Origin of the sequence: Streptomyces sp. NPDC058457, assembly GCF_042720695.1 — a bacterium.
Classification (GTDB): Bacteria; Actinomycetota; Actinomycetes; order Streptomycetales; family Streptomycetaceae; genus Streptomyces.
On the sequence record NZ_JBHXLU010000071.1, the window covers coordinates 18,504 to 35,095 of the forward strand.

Sequence of the window (16,592 nt, forward strand, 5' to 3'; positions counted from 1 at the left end):
TGCCGTTCCGGGCTCAGGAGGAGACCGGAGTCTCCTTCGTGCGGGTGGTCTGAGCGGGGAAGGGGGCGACGGCGGTCTCGGTCACCGTGGCGCGCCACAGCACGCGGGCCGCCGTGACCGTCGCCGCGAGCAGGAGGCCGTTGCGCAGGACCAGCAGGGTGATGCCGTACCAGTCGCTCACCACGACGTGCGAGAAGCCGACCGGGAACTCCAGGACCGTCACGAAGGCCGCCAGGAGGAGCAGCACCGCGGGCAGGGTCATGCGGCTGGCGCGGAAGCAGAGGCAGACGGCGGCCAGGCCCACCAGCCACACCATGTACTGCGGGCTGATCACCCGGCTGGTGACCGTGAACATCAGGACGGCGGTGAAGGCGGCGTCCGCGAGGGTGTGGGACCGGAAGCGGACCGCCGACAGCCGCCACAGCAGCAGCCAGCCGAACGCGAGCGCGGTGAGCAGCAGGGCCGCCGTGCTCACCGCCTTCACGTCCGGGCCGAGGAACTCGATCGAGCCGTAGTTCAGCAGCACCTCGCCGTGCCAGCCGTAGTGCCGGGCGATGTGGAAGACCAGCCCACCCAGCGACTCCACCTCGGTGCCCCGGTCCCGCTGGAAGGTCAGGAAGGCGAACGCGCCCGGCATGGCCACCGCGAGCAGTGCGCCGACCGCGCCCGCCGTGACCGCCGCCGACGCCCAGGCCCGCCGCCGTACGGCACCCACGAGCAGCAGCGCCGGCCACACCTTGACCATCGCGCCGAAGCCGGCGAGGGCGCCCATGAGCCGGGGGTGCCGGGCCCCGGCGAGCAGCGCGGCGACGGCGACGGCGGTGACCATCAGGTCGTAGCGGGAGTAGACGGTCGGGCCGAGCAGCGGGACGCCGAGCACCCAGACCGAGGCACCGCGCAGGGTGCGGCCGGGGCGCAGGCCGGCGTAGAGGAGGAGCGCCAGGACCACCAGGTCGGCCAGGCAGGCCAGGACGAAGAAGGCGGTCGGGTAGTCCAGGAAGGGCAGCAGCGCGGGGGAGAGGATCGCCAGGGCGGCCGCGGGCGGGTACTGCCAGGTGACGTCGTCCAGTGGGAACGTTCCGTGCCGCAGGACCTCGTACCAGCCCTGGTAGATGACGGACACGTCGGTGGTGACGTCCGCGCCGGGGAACACGAGCACCTTCAGGACGAACAGCAGCAGTACCAGCCGGGTGGCACCCCAGGTGAACAGCAGCAACACCAGGGCACGCCGCACGCCCGTCCTGTCCACCTGAGCCCCTGTCCGTCGGCATCGCCGTGTCGAGTGGGCCACATGATCTCCCGGCGTCCTGTGCGGGGGCCATGAAGCACGGCCGAACACACTGTGCAGGTAGGGTCGGCGCCGATGGACAAGACCCTCGTCGTGACCAATGACTTCCCGCCCCGGCCGGGCGGCATCCAGGCGTTCCTGCACAACATGGCCCTGCGGCTGGACCCGGAGCGGCTCGTCGTCTACGCGTCCACGTGGAAGCGGGGCCGGGAGGGCGCCGAGGCCACCGCCGCGTTCGACGCGGAGCAGCCCTTCACCGTCGTACGCGACCGTACGACGATGCTGCTGCCGACGCCCGGGGCGACCCGGACGGCGGTCGGGCTGCTGCGGGAGCACGGGTGTACGTCCGTGTGGTTCGGGGCGGCGGCTCCGCTCGGGCTGATGGCGCCGGCGCTGCGGAAGGCCGGGGCGGAGCGGCTGGTCGCCACGACCCACGGGCACGAGGCCGGCTGGGCGCAGCTGCCCGCGGCCCGGCAGCTGCTCGGGCGGATCGGGGACGCGACCGACACGATCACCTATCTCGGCGAGTACACGCGGTCCCGGATCGCGACCGCGCTGAGCGCCGGGGCGGCGGGGCGGATGGTGCAGTTGCCGCCGGGGGTGGACGAGAAGACCTTCCATCCCGGTTCCGGGGGCGCCGAGGTGCGGGCGCGGCTGGGGCTGAGCGAGCGGCCGGTGGTCGTGTGCGTGTCGCGGCTGGTGCCGCGCAAGGGGCAGGACACGCTGATCCTCGCGATGCCGCTGATCCTGGCCGCCGAGCCGGACGCGGTGCTGCTGATCGTGGGCGGCGGGCCGTACGAGAAGGAGCTGCGGCGGCTGGTGCGGGAGACCGGGGTCGAGGCGTCGGTGCGGTTCACGGGGGCGGTGCCGTGGGCCGAGCTGCCCGCGCACTTCGGCGCGGGTGACGTGTTCGCCATGCCGTGCCGGACCCGGCGGGGCGGGCTGGACGTGGAGGGGCTCGGGATCGTGTACCTGGAGGCCTCGGCGACCGGGCTGCCGGTGGTGGCGGGGGATTCGGGGGGTGCGCCGGACGCGGTCCTCGACGGGGAGACCGGGTGGGTGGTGCGGGGCGGCTCCCCGGAGGAGGCCGCCGAGCGCATCGTGGCGCTCTTGGGAGACTCCGAACTGCGTCAGCGGATGGGGGAGCGCGGGCGGCGGTGGGTCGAGGAGAAGTGGCGGTGGGATCTCCTTGCGGAGCGGCTGAAGGCGTTGCTGTAGAGGGCCGGGTCGTCGTTCGGCCGCCAGCCGGTGGGGGTTGATCGCGCCCACGCGGCGGCAGCCGCATATCAAACACAGCCCCGCGCCCCCCAAAAACGGGCGCTACAGGGGCGGCAAGTCACATTGATCGAGCAGGTTGTGCAACTGCTCCGGGGTCAGTCGTGAGTTGGCTGCCGCGCCCTCCGCCAGGTCCGGGTCGTCCAGGTACGGCGGGATCAGGGGATTGGCCGCCGCCGCTCTGCGGACCCTCTGGTCGGGGTCGGTCAGCGAGGCCGCCGGTGGGTGGTCCAGGCTCGGGTCGGCCGCCGCCACGGCCCGTACCTCGGGGTCCTCGTGGTTCAGCAGGTGGGCCAGGCCCGTGCGGGGGAAGTGCGGGAGGGCGAGCAGGTACGGGCGTTGGCGTGGGGCCGCGAGGAAGGCCTCCAGGAGCGTTGCCGGGGGCGCGAGCGGGTGGTTGAGGGCCAGGAGGCGGCGGACCTCGGGGTCCGGGTCCTCGGCCAGTCGGCGGGCCAGGGGCTCGGGGAGCCCGGCGTGGGTCGCGGCCAGGCGGCGCAGCAGCGGATGGGCCGAGCCGGCGCACTCCGTGTACCAGCCCGGATCGGGCTCGGTGAGCATCTCGGGGAGCCGGCCGATCTCCTCGGCGGTGCGGCCGATGACCTGGTCGACGGCGGCGCGCTGTCCCCAGGTGCGGGGGAGCGGCTGGAGCAGGGCCCGGGTGCGTACCAGGGGCACCGGGTCCTCGGAGAGCTCCGCCAGCAGGGCGGGGGTGAGATCGGCCCTCGCGGCCACCCGTTCGCGGACCTCGGGGTCGGGGTCGCGGGCCAGACGGGCCACCGCGTCGGCGGGGGTGTGGCGGTTGCGGGCGAGGGAGTAGAGGTTGCGGTTCTCGGCGAGACAGCGTTCGACCACGGCGCGGGAGACGGCGTACTCGCCGAGCATGAGGTGGCGTTGGTGGCAGTCCGGTTCGGGGAGTTCGGCCTCCATGGCCGCCGGGTCCAGCTTCCGGTCGCTCTCGCGGGCGGCTTCGCGCACGGTGGGGTCGGAATCGGCGAGGAGGGCGTCGCGCTGTGCGGGGCCGAGCCAGAGCCAGTGGTACGCGCCGTGGACACGCACCGCGGGGTTCTCATGGCGGACCGCCCGGTGCCGGAAGGACGCCGGGAGCTGGCCGGACGCCACGAGCTCCTGGGCGACCTCTGCCGTCGAGACGAGCTGACCGGGCTCGAAGTCCTCGTCCCGCGCGGTCAGCAGGGTCACGATGACGTCGTCCGGAAGCGGCCGGCGCGGGTGCTGTCGCAGGCGGGGGCCGCCGGCCAGGAAGGCGCGGACCCTGGCGTCGGGGTCGGTGGCCAGCCGGCCGCGGTCGGCGGGGTTCGCGTGCGGGTTGCGGGCGAACATCCTGCGGACTTTCGGGTCCGGATGTGCGATCACCGCGTCCACGACCTCCGCGGGCAGCGCGCGTTGCTCGCACAGCATCTCCCAGGCCGTCCCCGCCGCCGGGTCCAGCAGGCGGAGCAGGGCGTCGGGCGGGGCCGCCGGGTTCGCCGCGACGCCTCGTAGCCAGGCTTCCTTCATTTTGCGGTGCTTCCCCTCCACCGACCGGGAAAAGTCTGTTCCAAACGCTCGGACCAACTCTGCCGCAGGCCTAGGCGGAACCGGAAAATCCGCACATGCTGCGCGCATGACAGCAAAACTGATGCAGCGTCAGCTGACCAGACGTCACATCCTGGGCATGATCGCCCTCCAGACCGCCGCCGCGGCCGGTCTCACCCGTGTCGGTCTCCAGTCGGCGCAGGCCGCCGAGGAGGCGGCCGACGTCACCAACGCCCCGGCCATCGTGGTCGGTTCCGGCTACGGCGGGGCCGTGGCCGCGCTCCGGCTCGGACAGGCCGGGATCCGGACCGTCATGATCGAGATGGGCCAGCTGTGGAACACGGCCGGCTCCGACGGCAAGATCTTCTGTTCCACCGCCGCCCCGGACAAGCGGTCCATGTGGTTCAAGACCCGCACCGAGGCCCCGCTCGCCACCTTCCTCTGGCTGGACGTCGTCAACAAGGACATCGCCTCCTACGCGGGAGTGCTCGACCGGGTGCACTACGACAACATGTCCGTGTACGTGGGGCGCGGTGTCGGAGGCGGGTCGCTGGTCAACGGGGGGATGGCGGTCACCCCGCTCCAGTCGTACTTCGCCGAGCAGTTCCCGACCGTGGACGCGAGCGCGATGTACAACACGTACTTCCCGCGCGCCCGCACCATGCTGGGCGTCAACACCATCGACTCCAACTGGTTCGAGTCGACCGAGTGGTACCAGTTCACCCGGACGTCCCGGAAGGCCGCCGCCAACACCGGGCTCAAGACCACCTTCGTACCGAACGTCTACGACTTCGGCTACATGGAGCAGGAGGCCGCCGGCACCGCCACCAAGTCCGCGCTCGCCCAGGAGGTCATCTACGGCAACAACTACGGCAAGAAGAGCCTCGACAAGACCTACCTCGCCGCCGCCCTCGGCACCGGCAACGTCACCATCCACACGCTGGAGAAGGTCAAGGCCGTCACGCGGGCGAGCGACGGGTCGTACGTGCTCAGCGTCGACCGGATCGACACGAGCGGGACCGTCGTCGAGAGCAAGCAGTACAGCTGTACCTACCTGTTCCTGGGGGGTGGGAGCCTGGGGACCACGGAGCTGCTCGTCCGGGCCCGGGACACCGGGGCGCTGCCCGCGCTCAACTCCAGTGTGGGGGGCGGCTGGAGCACCAACGGCAACACCATGCTCGGGCGCGCCAACCACATCTGGGACACCACCGGCGCCAACCAGGCGACCATGCCGGTCATGGGCATCGACGACTGGGCCAACACCGACAACCCGGTCTTCGCCGAGATCGCCCCGCTGCCCATCGGGTTCGAGACCTGGGTGAGCCTCTACCTGGCGATCACCAAGAACCCGCAACGGGCGTCCTTCACCTACGACTCCGCGAGCGGCGGGGTGAAGCTGGGCTGGACCGCGGCCCAGAGCGCGGTCTCGGTCGCCATGGCCAAGAAACTGTTCGACCGGATCAACACGGCCAACGCCACGATCTACCGGTACGACCTGTTCGGCACGTCCAGCAAGGTGTTCGCGGACGACTTCTGCTACCACCCGCTGGGCGGCTGCGTACTGGGGCAGGCGACCGACGACTACGGGAGGGTGAAGGGGTACTCCAAGCTGTACGTCACGGACGGCTCGCTGGTGCCGGGGAACATCGGCGTGAACCCGTTCGTCACCATCACCGCGCTCGCCGAGCGGACGATGGAACGGGTTCTCGCCGAGGACTTCTGAGCAACCCCCGAGTAGCCCTCTACTTCTGGTAGATGGCCTCGATCTCGTCCGCGTAGTCCTTCGCCACCACGTTGCGCTTGAGCTTCAGGGACGGCGTCAGGTGGCCCGACTCCTCCGAGAACTGGGAGGACAGAATGCGGAACTTCCGCACCGATTCCGCCTTCGACACCGCGGCGTTGCCGTCGTCGACAGCGGCCTGGATCGCCGCGATCAGATCCGGGTCGTCACGCAGCGACGCCGCGGTGGAGCCCGCCGGTTTGCCGTGGTCGGCCGCCCAGCGGCCCAGGAACTCGTCGTCGATGGTGACCAGCGCGCCCACGAACGGCCGCCCGTCGCCCACCACCATGCACTCCGCGACCAGCGCGTGCGCGCGGATGCGGTCCTCGATCACGGCCGGGGCGACGTTCTTGCCGCCCGCGGTGACGATGATCTCCTTCTTGCGGCCGGTGATCCTGAGGTAGCCGTCCTCGTCCAGGGTGCCGATGTCCCCGGTGTGGAACCAGCCGTCGGCCAGTGCCTCGGCGGTCGCGGCCGGGTTGTTCCAGTACTCCTTGAACAGGTGCTCGCCGTGCAGCAGCACCTCCCCGTCGTCCGCGATGCGGATGACCGAGCCGGGCAGCGGCTGCCCGACCGTGCCGATCTTCTGCCGGTCCCAGGGGTTGAACGCGGTCGCCGCACAGGACTCGGTCAGGCCGTAGCCCTCCAGGACCGTGAAGCCGATGCCGCGGAAGAAGTGGCCCAGGCGCTCGCCAAGGGGGGCGCCGCCGGAAATCGCGTATTCGCCCTTGCCGCCGAGCACCGCGCGCAGCTTGCTGTAGACGAGCTTGTCGAAGGTCTTGTGCTTGATCTTCAGGCCGAGGGCCGGGCCGGACGGGGTGCCCAGCGCCTTGCTGTACGCGATCGCGGTGTCCGCGGCCTTGTCGAAGATCTTGCCCTTGCCGTCCGCCTGCGCCTTGGCGCGCGCCGAGTTGTAGACCTTCTCGAAGACGCGCGGGACGCCGAGGATCAGCGTCGGCCGGAAGGCGGCCAGCTCGTCGGTGAGGTTCTTGATGTCCGGGACGCAGCCCAGCTTGATCGGCGCCATCATCGGGGCGATCTGGACGAGCCGGCCGAAGACGTGCGCGAGCGGGAGGAAGAGGAGGACCGAACACTCACCGGTGCGGAACAGGGGGCGCAGGCGCTCCACGATGTTCCCGCACTCGGCGAAGAAGGCGCGGTGGGTGAGCACGCAGCCCTTGGGGCGCCCGGTGGTACCGCTCGTGTAGACGATGGTCGCCGGGTCGTCCGCCTTCGCCTGCGAGCTGCGCGCGTCGACGGTGGCGTCGGTGACGCCCTGGCCGAGTCTGCCGAGCTCCTCCAGGGCGCCGGCCTCGATCTGCCAGACGTGCTTGAGGGCGGGCAGCGTCTCGCGCACCGACTCGACGGCGGCCGTGTGGTTGTCGAGTTCCACGATGCAGGCGGTCGCGCCGGAGTCGCTGAGGATCCACTGCACCTGCTCCGGCGAGCTGGTCTCGTACACCGGCACGGTGACCGCGCCGGCGCTCCAGATCGCGAAGTCGAGGAGCGTCCACTCGTAGCGGGTGCGGGACATCAGGCCGACCCGGTCGCCCGGCTGGATGCCGGAGGCGATGAGGCCCTTCGCGGCCGCGTGCACCTCGGCCAGGAAGGCGGTCGCGGTCACGTCCTGCCAGACACCGCCGACCTTGCGGGCCATGACGGCGACGTCCGGATGCTGCGCGGCGTTTCTGCGGACGATGTCGGTCAGATTGCCGTCCGCGGGGACCTCGTACAAAGCCGGAAGGCTGAACTCGCGCAAGACTGCTGCTCCTCATAGGGCGCCGACGCCACGACGTTGTGCGATGCGACGGTGCGGTCCAAGGCTCGGGCAGGTACTCAGGGCTTCGCCACGGGCTGGAAGATCCGTTGGTTGAAATCCTGAGCACGACTGGACTGCCCGGACGTTACCCGCCGGTATGGCTTCTTCGACAGGGGGGTCCGACGAGATGTTCGCTGCGTCACACAGGTTGGTGTTCCTTCGCGTACGGTAGTCCACGGCCTTAGTGACTGACCAGTAACCGCTGGTGCGGCCATCGCCTGTTCACGTTTGCCGCACAGGCCTACCCTTGATCACCATGGCAGCCACACCCACCGGCACCCCGAGGACCCGCGTCCACGTGGTCAGCGACGTGCACGGCAACGCCCGTGACCTGGCCCGGGCCGGCGACGGGGCCGACGCCCTGATCTGTCTCGGCGACCTCGTCCTCTTCCTCGACTACGCCGACCACTCCCGCGGCATCTTCCCCGACCTGTTCGGCGTCGAGAACGCCGACCGGCTCGTCGAACTCCGTACCGCCCGCCGCTTCGAGGAGGCACGGGAGCTCGGCGCCCGGCTGTGGGGCGGGATCGGCATGGACCGGGCGACGGCGATCGAGAAGGCGGTGCGCAAGCAGTACGCCGAGATGTTCGCGGCGTTCCCGGCACCGACGTACGCGACGTACGGCAACGTCGACATGCCGCCGCTGTGGCGGGAGTACGCCGGGCCGGGCACGACGGTGCTGGACGGCGAGCGGGTGGAGATCGGAGGGTGGGTCTTCGGCTTCGTCGGCGGTGGACTGCGGACCCCGATGCGCACCCCCTACGAGATCTCCGACGAGGAGTACGCGGCGAAGATCGAGGCGCTCGGCGAGGTCGACGTGCTCTGCACGCACATCCCGCCGGAGGTACCGGAGTTGGTGTACGACACCGTCGCGCGCCGCTTCGAACGGGGCAGCCGGGCCCTGCTGGACGCCATCCGCCGCACCCGCCCCCGGTATTCGCTCTTCGGACATGTCCACCAGCCGCTGGTGAAGCGGATGCGGATCGGGGCCACCGAGTGCGTGAACGTCGGGCACTTCGCGGGCACGGGACGGCCCTGGGCGCTGGAATGGTGACGACCCCGGACAGGGGGTGAAGTCGGCTGGTCGGACGCGCGGTAGCCTTCACGCTGCACACGCGTGCGCACGCTCGCGCACGGCGACCCCTTTTTCTGGTCCCACCGGTCCCACCGGCCCGCATCTGGAGGAGCCACGGCGATGGCGGAACACACCAGCTCGAACATCACGATCGAGGCGGCCCCGGCCGACGTCATGGCGGTGATCGCCGACTTCGCCCGTTACCCGGACTGGACCGGCGAGGTGAAGGAGGCGGAGGTCCTGAAGACCGACGCCCGGGGCCGTGCCGAGCAGGTCCGCCTGGTCATGGACGCCGGCGCGATCAAGGACGACCAGGTCCTCGGATACACGTGGACCGGCGACAACGAGGTCTCCTGGACGCTGGTGAAGTCCCAGATGCTGCGGTCCCTGGACGGGTCCTACCTGCTGAAGCCGGCGGGCGCGGGCGCGACCGAGGTCACGTACTCGCTGACCGTGGACGTCAAGATCCCCATGCTCGGGATGATCAAGCGCAAGGCCGAGAAGGTCATCATCGACCGGGCGCTGGCAGGGCTGAAGAAGAGGGTGGAGTCGGGGGAGAAGTGAGGTAGGGGACGCGCCGTAGGGGTACGCGTAGGGCCCCGGGTGCGGGTACGCGGTGGCTGGTCGCGCAGTTCCCCGCGCCCCTTTCGGGGCGCTGTCCGGCCGCGTCCCACATAGCCGCGGGCAGTCGTGCCGCTGGGGCGGCACGGGTGGGCGCTGGGGGTCCCCCCGGCCGAAGGCTGGGGAGGCACCCTGCGAGCGCCGGTAAGCGAAACTCCCTCCCCCAGCGCCGGGCACCTTCAAGCTGGGCCCGCTTCAGTTACGGTTCACCCTCATGCGCACCATCCTGATCACCGGCCCGGGCGGCAGCGGCCGTACGACCGTCGCCGCGGCCACCGCCCTGCGCGCCGCAGGCGAGGGCACCCCGGCCCTCGTCCTCAGCGCCGACCGCACGGACACCCTCGGCGCCGCCCTGGGCGTGGCGACAGGACCGGAGCCCACCCGCGTCACCCCCACCCTCACCGCCTGGCGCCCCGACGCCGCCGCCCGCTTCCGCGAGGACCTCACCGCCTTCCAGACCCGCGCCGCCAACGTCCTCGACCTGCTGGGCGCCTCCCGCCTGGACGCCGAGGAGCTCACCCCCCTGCCCGGCGCCGAGGAACTGTCCTTCCTCCGGGCCCTGCGCGACGCCGCCCTCTCCGAGCGGTACGAGCTGCTCGTCGTGGACCTCCCGCCCGTCCCGCAGGCGCTCGCCCTGCTCGCCCTCCCCGAGGAACTCCGCCGGTACCTGCGCCGCCTGCTCCCGCCCGAGCGGCAGGCGGCCCGCGCCCTGCGCCCGGTCCTCGGCCGCCTGGCCGGCGTGCCCATGCCCGCGGACTGGCTGTACGAGACGGCAGCCCGCTGGGACGTCGAGCTGGCCGCCGTGGAGGCCGTCCTCGCCGACCGCGACACCGACGTACGCCTGGTCGCCGAACCCGGCCCGGCCGGCGCCGACGCCGTCCGCACCGCCCGCCTCGGCCTGGCCCTGCGCGGCCTGCCCGCCACGACCCTGGTCGCCAACCGAGTGCTGCCCGAGGCCACGCCCCTGCACACCCTCGTCGCCCAGCAGCGCAAGACCCTCGCGGAGTGGGGAGAGGCGTACGAGGTCACGGCCGTCGCCCACCTGGGGCACGACCCGCGCGGCACCGACGACCTCGCCGCGCTCGCCGTGCCCGGTGTCAACACCGCGCCCGCCCCGGTCGAGTGGCCCGTCGCCGACCGGATCGAGGAGGACGGCGTCCTCGTCTGGCACATCCCGCTGCCCGGCGCGATACGGGACGGCCTGGACCTCGTCCGGCGCGGCGACGAGGTCGTGATCACCGTGGGCGGCTTCCGCCGGATCGTCGCCCTGCCGTCGGCCCTGCGCCGCTGCACCGTCGCCGGGGCCGGACTGCGCGACGGCGAGCTGCGGCTGCGCTTCGCGCCGGACCCGGAGCTGTGGCCGCGCTGACGGTGAAACCGGTACGCCCGTTCGGGTAACGTCGTAGAGACGAACCGTAGTCAGGAGTCCGTCATGAGCGAAGAGCGCCCCGCAGCCGACGCCTCCGAGGCCGCGGACGAGGTACGGGCGACGGACGACGACGCCTGGGCCACCGCCTGCGCCGAGGACCTGCAGGCGGAGAAGGCCCGCCGCCGCGCCCAGTACGGCCCGCCGCCCGGGTCGGCCGCCGAGGAACTGCGCAAGCTCGTCGACGCCGTCGCCGACAAACTCTCCGGCCTCCAGACCCCACTGCTCGGGGCGGTCGCCGGACCGGCCGCCCAGCAGGTGGTCCGGCAGGTCGTCCAGCAGGCGAAGAACGCCGTCGAGCCCGTCATAGAGCGCAACCCGGACGTCTTCGACCACCTGGCCGCGGCCGGCGGTGAACTCCTCGCCGCCTACCGCTCCGCGGTCCAGGCCCAGGAGACCCGCTGGGCCTCCGGCAAGCACGACCCGGGCGACGACGCCGGCCCCGGTGAACGCATCGACCTGGACTGACAGCCCCGTCGATTCCCTCCGTCCCGCGCCTCGTACCGCCGACCGGTCCGCTCACCGGACGGACGACGAGAACCCGACGGCAGGGCCTCGGGTACGGTTGGCCGTAGCGGGGCTCGACCGAAACTGAGGGATTCATGGGACTCACCATCGGCGTCGACATCGGCGGCACGAAGATCGCGGCCGGCGTGGTCGATGAGGAAGGCAACATCCTCTCGACCCACAAGGTGCCGACCCCGGGCACGCCCGAGGGCATCGTGGACGCCATTGCTTCCGCCGTAGAGGGTGCGCGCGCCGGGCACGAGATCGTCGGCGTGGGCATCGGCGCCGCCGGTTACGTGAACCGGCAGCGCTCCACGGTCTACTTCGCGCCCAACATCGACTGGCGCCAGGAGCCGTTGAAGGAGGAGGTCGAGGCCCGCGTCGGCCTCCCCGTGGTCGTCGAGAACGACGCGAACGCCGCCGCCTGGGGCGAGTACAAGTTCGGCGCCGGCAAGGGTCACCGCAACGTCATCTGCATCACGCTCGGCACCGGCCTCGGCGGCGGCATCATCATCGGCAACAAGCTGCGCCGCGGGCACTTCGGCGTGGCCGCCGAGTTCGGGCACATCCGGATGGTCCCGGACGGGCTGCTGTGCGGCTGCGGCTCGCAGGGCTGCTGGGAGCAGTACGCCTCCGGCCGCGCCCTGGTCCGCTACGCCAAGCAGCGGGCCAACGCCACCCCCGAGCACGCCGAGATCCTGCTCGGCCTCGGTGACGGCACCCCCGAGGGCATCGAGGGCAAGCACATCTCCATGGCCGCCCGGCAGGGCGACCCGGTCGCCGTCGACTCCTACCGCGAGCTCGCCCGCTGGGCCGGCGCCGGCCTCGCCGACCTGGCCTCCCTCTTCGACCCCTCCGCGTTCATCGTCGGCGGCGGCCTCTCGGACGAGGGCGAACTGGTCCTCGACCCGATCCGCAAGTCCTACAAGCGCTGGCTGGTAGGCGGCAACTGGCGCCCGGTCGCCGACGTCATCGCCGCCCAGCTGGGGAACGAGGCGGGCCTGGTCGGGGCCGCGGACCTGGCCCGGGAGCCCGACCCGATCATGTAACGCCCTGGACTTTGGGGACGCGGCAACTGCAACCCCCAGGGGCGCGGGGAACTGCGCGACAAGCCACACACAACCGGTAGTCGCCCACCTACCTCGCGCCCCACCCCCATAGGCGCACGGCCTCCTCTCACCGCGTAGATTGATCCACATGGCGCCGCTCCCCAACTCCCAGACAGAGCCCGACGGTTCCGCCGTCATCCGCGTCCTCAGCTACAACATCCGCTCCATGCGGGACGACACCGACGCCCTCGCCCGCGTCATCAGGGCCTGCGCCCCCGACCTGGTCCTGATCCAGGAAGCCCCCCGTTTCTTCCGCTGGCGCAAGAAGCTTGCCCGGCTGGCCCTGGCCTCCGACCTGGTGATCCTCACGGGAGGCGCGACGGCAGCGGGCCCGGCGATCCTCTGCTCGCTGCGCGCCACCGTCGAGCGCACCGAGGACGTCCTCCTCCCCCTCACCCCCGGCCTGCACCGCCGCGGCCTCGCGACCGCCGTCGTCCGGTTCGGCGGCGCCCGCCTAGGGGTCACCAGCTTCCACCTCAGCCTCCAGCAGGACGAGCGCTACGAGCAGGGCGGCCTGCTCCTCGACCGGGTCGCCGGCATGGGCGTGGAGCACGCCATCGCCGGCGGAGACCTCAACGACCGCCCCGACGGCCGCACCTTCCGCCGCCTCGCCGACGCCTTCCAGGACTGCCGTACCACCGCTCCCTGGGGCGGCGAGTTCACCTCCTGGTCCACCGACCCCCACCAGCGCATCGACGCCGTCTTCGCGACGAAGGGCATCGAGGTGCTCGGCTGCGGGGTACCGACCGGCCTTCCCGGCCTCACCGACACGGATCTGAGGGCGGCCACCGACCATCTCCCGGTCCTGGCCGCCCTCCGGGTTCCCGCCGTCTCCTAGCGGTCTACGGGCGCTGCTTCACCTTGTCCACGACGGCCCAGCTGTCGAGATACGAGAGCTGGGTGTACGTCTTCATGGCCGCGCCGTCGCCCGAGGTGCGCACGTCGCGGAAGCCGAGGAACTCGTACGTCACGGGATCGAAGATGAAGTAGCCGCCGAAGCCGGCCGAGCCCTTCGGAAGCGTCGGGTCGTCGTACGTGATGGCCACCCCGGTACGTCCCTTCGCGTCCTTCTGGTCCGGGACCACCTTCACCCCCGGCACCATGCCGAGCGCCTCGTACGCCGCCGGACGCAGCCCCTCCGGCATCACCGGGACCAGTTTCAGCAGCCCTGCGAGGCTGAAGTGGATCTCCGACCACTCCTCGTCGCCGAGGTCGTCGAGCGAGGTCGTCCGGCCGCCGAACTCGTTCGCGATCGACAGGATCAGCTGCTCGGGGTCGGTCGGCAGCTTCCGCAGCGTGCCCCAGTCCTGCGGCGGCCAGACGTGCTCGCCCTTCTGCAGCGGCGGCGACCACCAGCCCTTGCCGATCTCCATCGTCCAGCCCCGCCCGGAGCCGTCCACCGAGCGCCAGTTCTCGTCGGTGTAGCTCCTCGTGGCACCGGTCTTCTGGTTCGTCTCCTTGATGATCTCCTTGGTGTAGATGAACTGGTCGTCGCGCGGGCGGACCGTCCGCTCGTGCGCGCGTGCATAGGCGGCGGCCCCCTTGAGCACCGTCTGCGCGCTCACGTTCCGCATGGCGGGCGCGCTGGTGGCCGGCGGCTCGGCCGCGCGGTGCGTGCGGGTCCCGTCGTCGTCCCGTACGGCGACCAGTACGCCGGCGGCGACCGCGGCGGCCAGCCCGGCCGTCACGGCGATGCGCAGAACGGGACGGCGGGGCCGTACGCGCACAGCGGTGCTGTCCATCGCCGCGTACAGGCGGGCCCGCACCCGGTGCCTGGTCTCGTCGTCGAGCGGGGGAGCCCCCATGTCGAAGTCCCCCAGTTCACGCAGTTCGTCGATGTCACGCACGGGCGTCCGCCTCCCGGAAAGCCGTCGGATCGGTTCCGCCCAGTGCCTCGCGCAGTCTGCCGCGGGCCCGGTGCAGCCGTGATCTGATGGTGCCGACCGGCACGTCGAGCGCCTCGGCGGCCTCCTCGTAGTCGAGGCCGGCCCACGCCACCAGCAGTACGACGTCGCGATGGCGGGCGGACAACCCGCCCAGCGCGGCCGCCAGTTCCCGGCGCACCCCCGTGGCACCGGCCCTGGCGACCGCGCGGTCCGCGACCGGCTCCTCGTGCTCCACCGGCTCCGGCAGCCGGGACAGCGCCCGGAACCGGCGTGCCTCGGCCCGGCGGTGCCGGCCCACGAGGTTGGTCGCGATGCCGAACAGCCACGGGCGGGCGTCGGCTCGTTGGAGGTCGTACGTGTGGCGTCGCTGGAAGGCGGTGACGAAGGTCTCCGCCATCAGATCCTCCGCCGCCTCCGGACCCAGCCGCCGGGCCGCGTAACGGTGCACGGAGTCGGCGTACCGGTCGAAGAGCACGGCGAACTGCTCGGGCTCGTCCCGGGACCGCGCGATCACCCGGGCGTCACTGTCCTCGCGATCCCCGTCGCGGGTACCGGTGCCCGGTGGTCCTACGGTCATCGCGGCTCCTTTCCGTTCGTCCGAACGCCTCTGCGGCTCGGGCTCGGTGGTTCACCTCTCCTTCGCCGGTCGACGGAAGCGAGTTCCCTTTTTCCAGATCCCTCTTCGGGCTTCTTCGGGACAGGGGTTGGGCCCGTAACACACGAGGGCCCGTCCGGAGTCACTCCGGACGGGCCCTCGGGCGGGCGTGGATCGGTCAGACGACGGCTCCCCGCCCGGGGTCGCCGTCCTCGTCGTCGTCGGTCTTCATCCTGGTCACCAGCGTGACGAAGCCGCCGAGGAAGCCGCCGATGCCCAGCGTCGCCAGCCACCAGGTCATGTCCCAGCCCAGCAGCACCGCGAGCAGCAGCAGGACCGGCCCGCCCACCACGCCCAGCCAGGCGAACTTGGCCGTGGCGTCGGCATCCGGCAGCGGCGGCGGCTCGGGCGGCACGAAGTGCCCGTCGTCGTCCTCGTCGAAGTCGTCCTCGGACGCCTCAGGCGCCGAGTAGTCGCGCGGGCCCACCCCGGGCGCGAAGGAGACGGAACCGCCCAGCGGCTGCACGGGCCGCTGCTCCTCGGCCGCCCCGGCCGCGGTCCCGGCGGCCTCGGCGCCCGCCTCGGTCTCGTCCTCGTCGGTCGCAGGCAGCGCGAGATCCTGCACCGGCTTGTAGGGCTTGGCGCCCGGCGGGTCCGGCGGCTCCTCGCCGTACCCCGCGACGATCGCCGCCCAGGCGGCCTTCTCGTCGAAGGGCACCCCCGTCTCGTCCGGCTCGCGGTCCTCGCGGTCGGAGTCGTGCTCAGCCAACTGCGGCCGTCCCTTCCTTGCCGACACTGGGTGCGAGCCGGCCGACGAAGGCGAGGCTCTCCTCGAAGATCCGGTCCGCGTCATGGTCCAACGTCGCCACGTGGTAACTCTGTTCCAGCACGACCTCCGTTACGTCCGTGGACGACACCCGGCTCAGGATCCGGGCGGAATCCACCGCCGGAACCACATGGTCCCGGGTGCTGCGCAGGAGCAGCAGCGGCTGGGTCACCTGCGGCAGCTCCTTGTCCACCTGGCGGAAGAAGTTCCGCAGCGAGTGCGCGCACTGCAGCGGCACCCGGTCGTACCCCGTCTCCGCGGCGCCCGGCTTGGCGATGTCGCTGGCGATGCCCTTCGTCGTGCGGACGAGATGCCGGGCCACCGGAAGGGCGTACGCCGACAGGCCGTGCACCTTGTTCGCCGGGTTGACGATCACCACGCCGTCCACACCCGTACCGTTCCTGGCGGCCAGCCGCAGCGCCAGAGTGCCGCCCATGGACAGGCCCGCCACGAACACCTGGGAGCAGCGCTCGCGCAGCAGCCGCAGCTCGCGGTCCACCTCCGCGTACCAGTCCTGCCAGCCGGTGACCTGCATGTCCTCCCAGCGGGTGCCGTGCCCGGGCAGCAGGGGCAGGGACACGCTCAGGCCGTGTGCCGCATGGTGCTCCGCCCAGGGGCGCAGCGACTGGGGCGAGCCGGTGAAACCGTGGCAGAGGAGGACGCCGACCTCCCCGCCGTCATGGCGGTACGGCTCGGCTCCGGGGAGAACCGGCACCTTCGGTCTCCAATTCTGAGAGAGGGCGGAACTGCGAGGGGCATGCACGACGACTCCAGTTGTGCTTCACCGTACGCGACGGCACTGACACCGACCAGGGTCGTCGGGCCCATTCCCGGCGCTCCGGGTTAAGGTCT

At 71.8% G+C, this 16,592-nt stretch carries 15 protein-coding genes; 8 read left to right on the plus strand and 7 right to left on the minus strand.

From position 1 onward, the window contains the following. Positions 1–13: 13 nt before the first annotated feature. Positions 14–1,249, minus strand: coding sequence for a glycosyltransferase 87 family protein (locus ACFWPS_RS38955; RefSeq protein WP_383714543.1), 1,236 nt, complete (start codon positions 1,247–1,249; stop codon positions 14–16). 114 nt (positions 1,250–1,363) lie between these two features. On the opposite strand from ACFWPS_RS38955, the gene ACFWPS_RS38960 reads away from it, so the two are divergent. Then, a complete protein-coding gene (locus ACFWPS_RS38960; protein WP_383714546.1) occupies positions 1,364–2,506 on the plus strand; it encodes a glycosyltransferase family 4 protein in 1,143 nt (380 codons plus the stop codon). Positions 2,507–2,608: 102 nt separating this feature from the next. On the opposite strand, the gene ACFWPS_RS38965 is transcribed toward ACFWPS_RS38960, so the two are convergent. Next, positions 2,609–4,078 carry a hypothetical protein gene (locus ACFWPS_RS38965; protein WP_383714548.1) on the minus strand — a complete coding sequence of 490 codons (1,470 nt, stop codon included), beginning with the start codon at positions 4,076–4,078 and terminating at the stop codon, positions 2,609–2,611. Positions 4,079–4,235: 157 nt separating this feature from the next. Between ACFWPS_RS38965 and ACFWPS_RS38970 the strand changes: the two genes are divergently transcribed. Continuing rightward, positions 4,236–5,819, plus strand: a complete 1,584-nt coding sequence (locus tag ACFWPS_RS38970; RefSeq protein ID WP_383714654.1) for a GMC oxidoreductase — start codon at positions 4,236–4,238, stop codon at positions 5,817–5,819. 19 nt (positions 5,820–5,838) lie between these two features. Here the strand turns inward: ACFWPS_RS38970 and ACFWPS_RS38975 are convergent, their stop codons facing one another. After that, positions 5,839–7,635 carry an AMP-dependent synthetase/ligase gene (locus tag ACFWPS_RS38975; RefSeq protein WP_383714550.1) on the minus strand — a complete coding sequence of 599 codons (1,797 nt, stop codon included), beginning with the start codon at positions 7,633–7,635 and terminating at the stop codon, positions 5,839–5,841. A gap of 316 nt (positions 7,636–7,951) precedes the next feature. On the opposite strand from ACFWPS_RS38975, the gene ACFWPS_RS38980 reads away from it, so the two are divergent. From ACFWPS_RS38980 to ACFWPS_RS39005, 6 genes are all read left to right on the plus strand, one after another. Beyond that, a complete protein-coding gene (locus ACFWPS_RS38980; protein WP_383714553.1) occupies positions 7,952–8,749 on the plus strand; it encodes a metallophosphoesterase in 798 nt (265 codons plus the stop codon). Positions 8,750–8,890: 141 nt separating this feature from the next. Further along, positions 8,891–9,334, plus strand: a complete 444-nt coding sequence (locus ACFWPS_RS38985; RefSeq protein ID WP_383714555.1) for an SRPBCC family protein — start codon at positions 8,891–8,893, stop codon at positions 9,332–9,334. 271 nt (positions 9,335–9,605) lie between these two features. After that, on the plus strand, positions 9,606–10,760 hold the full coding sequence (locus ACFWPS_RS38990) for an ArsA family ATPase (protein ID WP_383714558.1): 1,155 nt from the start codon (positions 9,606–9,608) through the stop codon (positions 10,758–10,760). Positions 10,761–10,823: 63 nt separating this feature from the next. Beyond that, positions 10,824–11,285 carry a DUF5304 domain-containing protein gene (locus tag ACFWPS_RS38995; RefSeq protein WP_383714560.1) on the plus strand — a complete coding sequence of 154 codons (462 nt, stop codon included), beginning with the start codon at positions 10,824–10,826 and terminating at the stop codon, positions 11,283–11,285. Positions 11,286–11,419: 134 nt separating this feature from the next. Next, a complete protein-coding gene (locus tag ACFWPS_RS39000) occupies positions 11,420–12,373 on the plus strand; it encodes an ROK family glucokinase (RefSeq protein WP_217544645.1) in 954 nt (317 codons plus the stop codon). Between the two features lie 148 nt (positions 12,374–12,521). Beyond that, entirely contained in the window at positions 12,522–13,271 is a 750-nt protein-coding gene (locus ACFWPS_RS39005) for an endonuclease/exonuclease/phosphatase family protein (protein WP_383714563.1), read from the plus strand. 4 nt (positions 13,272–13,275) lie between these two features. Here the strand turns inward: ACFWPS_RS39005 and ACFWPS_RS39010 are convergent, their stop codons facing one another. From ACFWPS_RS39010 to ACFWPS_RS39025, 4 genes are all read right to left on the minus strand, one after another. Continuing rightward, positions 13,276–14,280 carry a CU044_5270 family protein gene (locus tag ACFWPS_RS39010; protein WP_383714566.1) on the minus strand — a complete coding sequence of 335 codons (1,005 nt, stop codon included), beginning with the start codon at positions 14,278–14,280 and terminating at the stop codon, positions 13,276–13,278. Further along, the gene (locus ACFWPS_RS39015; RefSeq protein ID WP_383714568.1) at positions 14,273–14,896 is read right to left on the minus strand and encodes an RNA polymerase sigma factor; all 624 of its coding nucleotides are present in this window, start codon (positions 14,894–14,896) and stop codon (positions 14,273–14,275) included. The genes ACFWPS_RS39010 and ACFWPS_RS39015 overlap by 8 nt, the downstream gene beginning before the upstream one ends. A 196-nt stretch (positions 14,897–15,092) precedes the next feature. Next, positions 15,093–15,683, minus strand: coding sequence for a hypothetical protein (locus ACFWPS_RS39020; RefSeq protein WP_383714571.1), 591 nt, complete (start codon positions 15,681–15,683; stop codon positions 15,093–15,095). Next, positions 15,676–16,455, minus strand: coding sequence for an alpha/beta hydrolase (locus ACFWPS_RS39025; protein ID WP_383714574.1), 780 nt, complete (start codon positions 16,453–16,455; stop codon positions 15,676–15,678). The genes ACFWPS_RS39020 and ACFWPS_RS39025 overlap by 8 nt, the downstream gene beginning before the upstream one ends. Between the last annotated feature and the right edge of the window lie 137 nt (positions 16,456–16,592).

What these genes read in the sequence shown, in the direction of transcription:
- ACFWPS_RS38960 (WP_383714546.1), top strand. Translation starts at nt 1,364, where the DNA reads ATGGACAAGACCCTCGTCGTGACCAATGACTTCCCGCCCCGGCCGGGC.
- ACFWPS_RS38980 (WP_383714553.1), top strand. Translation starts at nt 7,952, where the DNA reads ATGGCAGCCACACCCACCGGCACCCCGAGGACCCGCGTCCACGTGGTC.
- ACFWPS_RS38990 (WP_383714558.1), top strand. Translation starts at nt 9,606, where the DNA reads ATGCGCACCATCCTGATCACCGGCCCGGGCGGCAGCGGCCGTACGACC.
- ACFWPS_RS38985 (WP_383714555.1), top strand. Translation starts at nt 8,891, where the DNA reads ATGGCGGAACACACCAGCTCGAACATCACGATCGAGGCGGCCCCGGCC.
- ACFWPS_RS38970 (WP_383714654.1), top strand. Translation starts at nt 4,236, where the DNA reads ATGATCGCCCTCCAGACCGCCGCCGCGGCCGGTCTCACCCGTGTCGGT.
- ACFWPS_RS38995 (WP_383714560.1), top strand. Translation starts at nt 10,824, where the DNA reads ATGAGCGAAGAGCGCCCCGCAGCCGACGCCTCCGAGGCCGCGGACGAG.
- ACFWPS_RS38965 (WP_383714548.1), bottom strand. Translation starts at nt 4,078, where the DNA reads ATGAAGGAAGCCTGGCTACGAGGCGTCGCGGCGAACCCGGCGGCCCCG.
- ACFWPS_RS39005 (WP_383714563.1), top strand. Translation starts at nt 12,522, where the DNA reads ATGGCGCCGCTCCCCAACTCCCAGACAGAGCCCGACGGTTCCGCCGTC.
- ACFWPS_RS39000 (WP_217544645.1), top strand. Translation starts at nt 11,420, where the DNA reads ATGGGACTCACCATCGGCGTCGACATCGGCGGCACGAAGATCGCGGCC.
- ACFWPS_RS39015 (WP_383714568.1), bottom strand. Translation starts at nt 14,896, where the DNA reads ATGACCGTAGGACCACCGGGCACCGGTACCCGCGACGGGGATCGCGAG.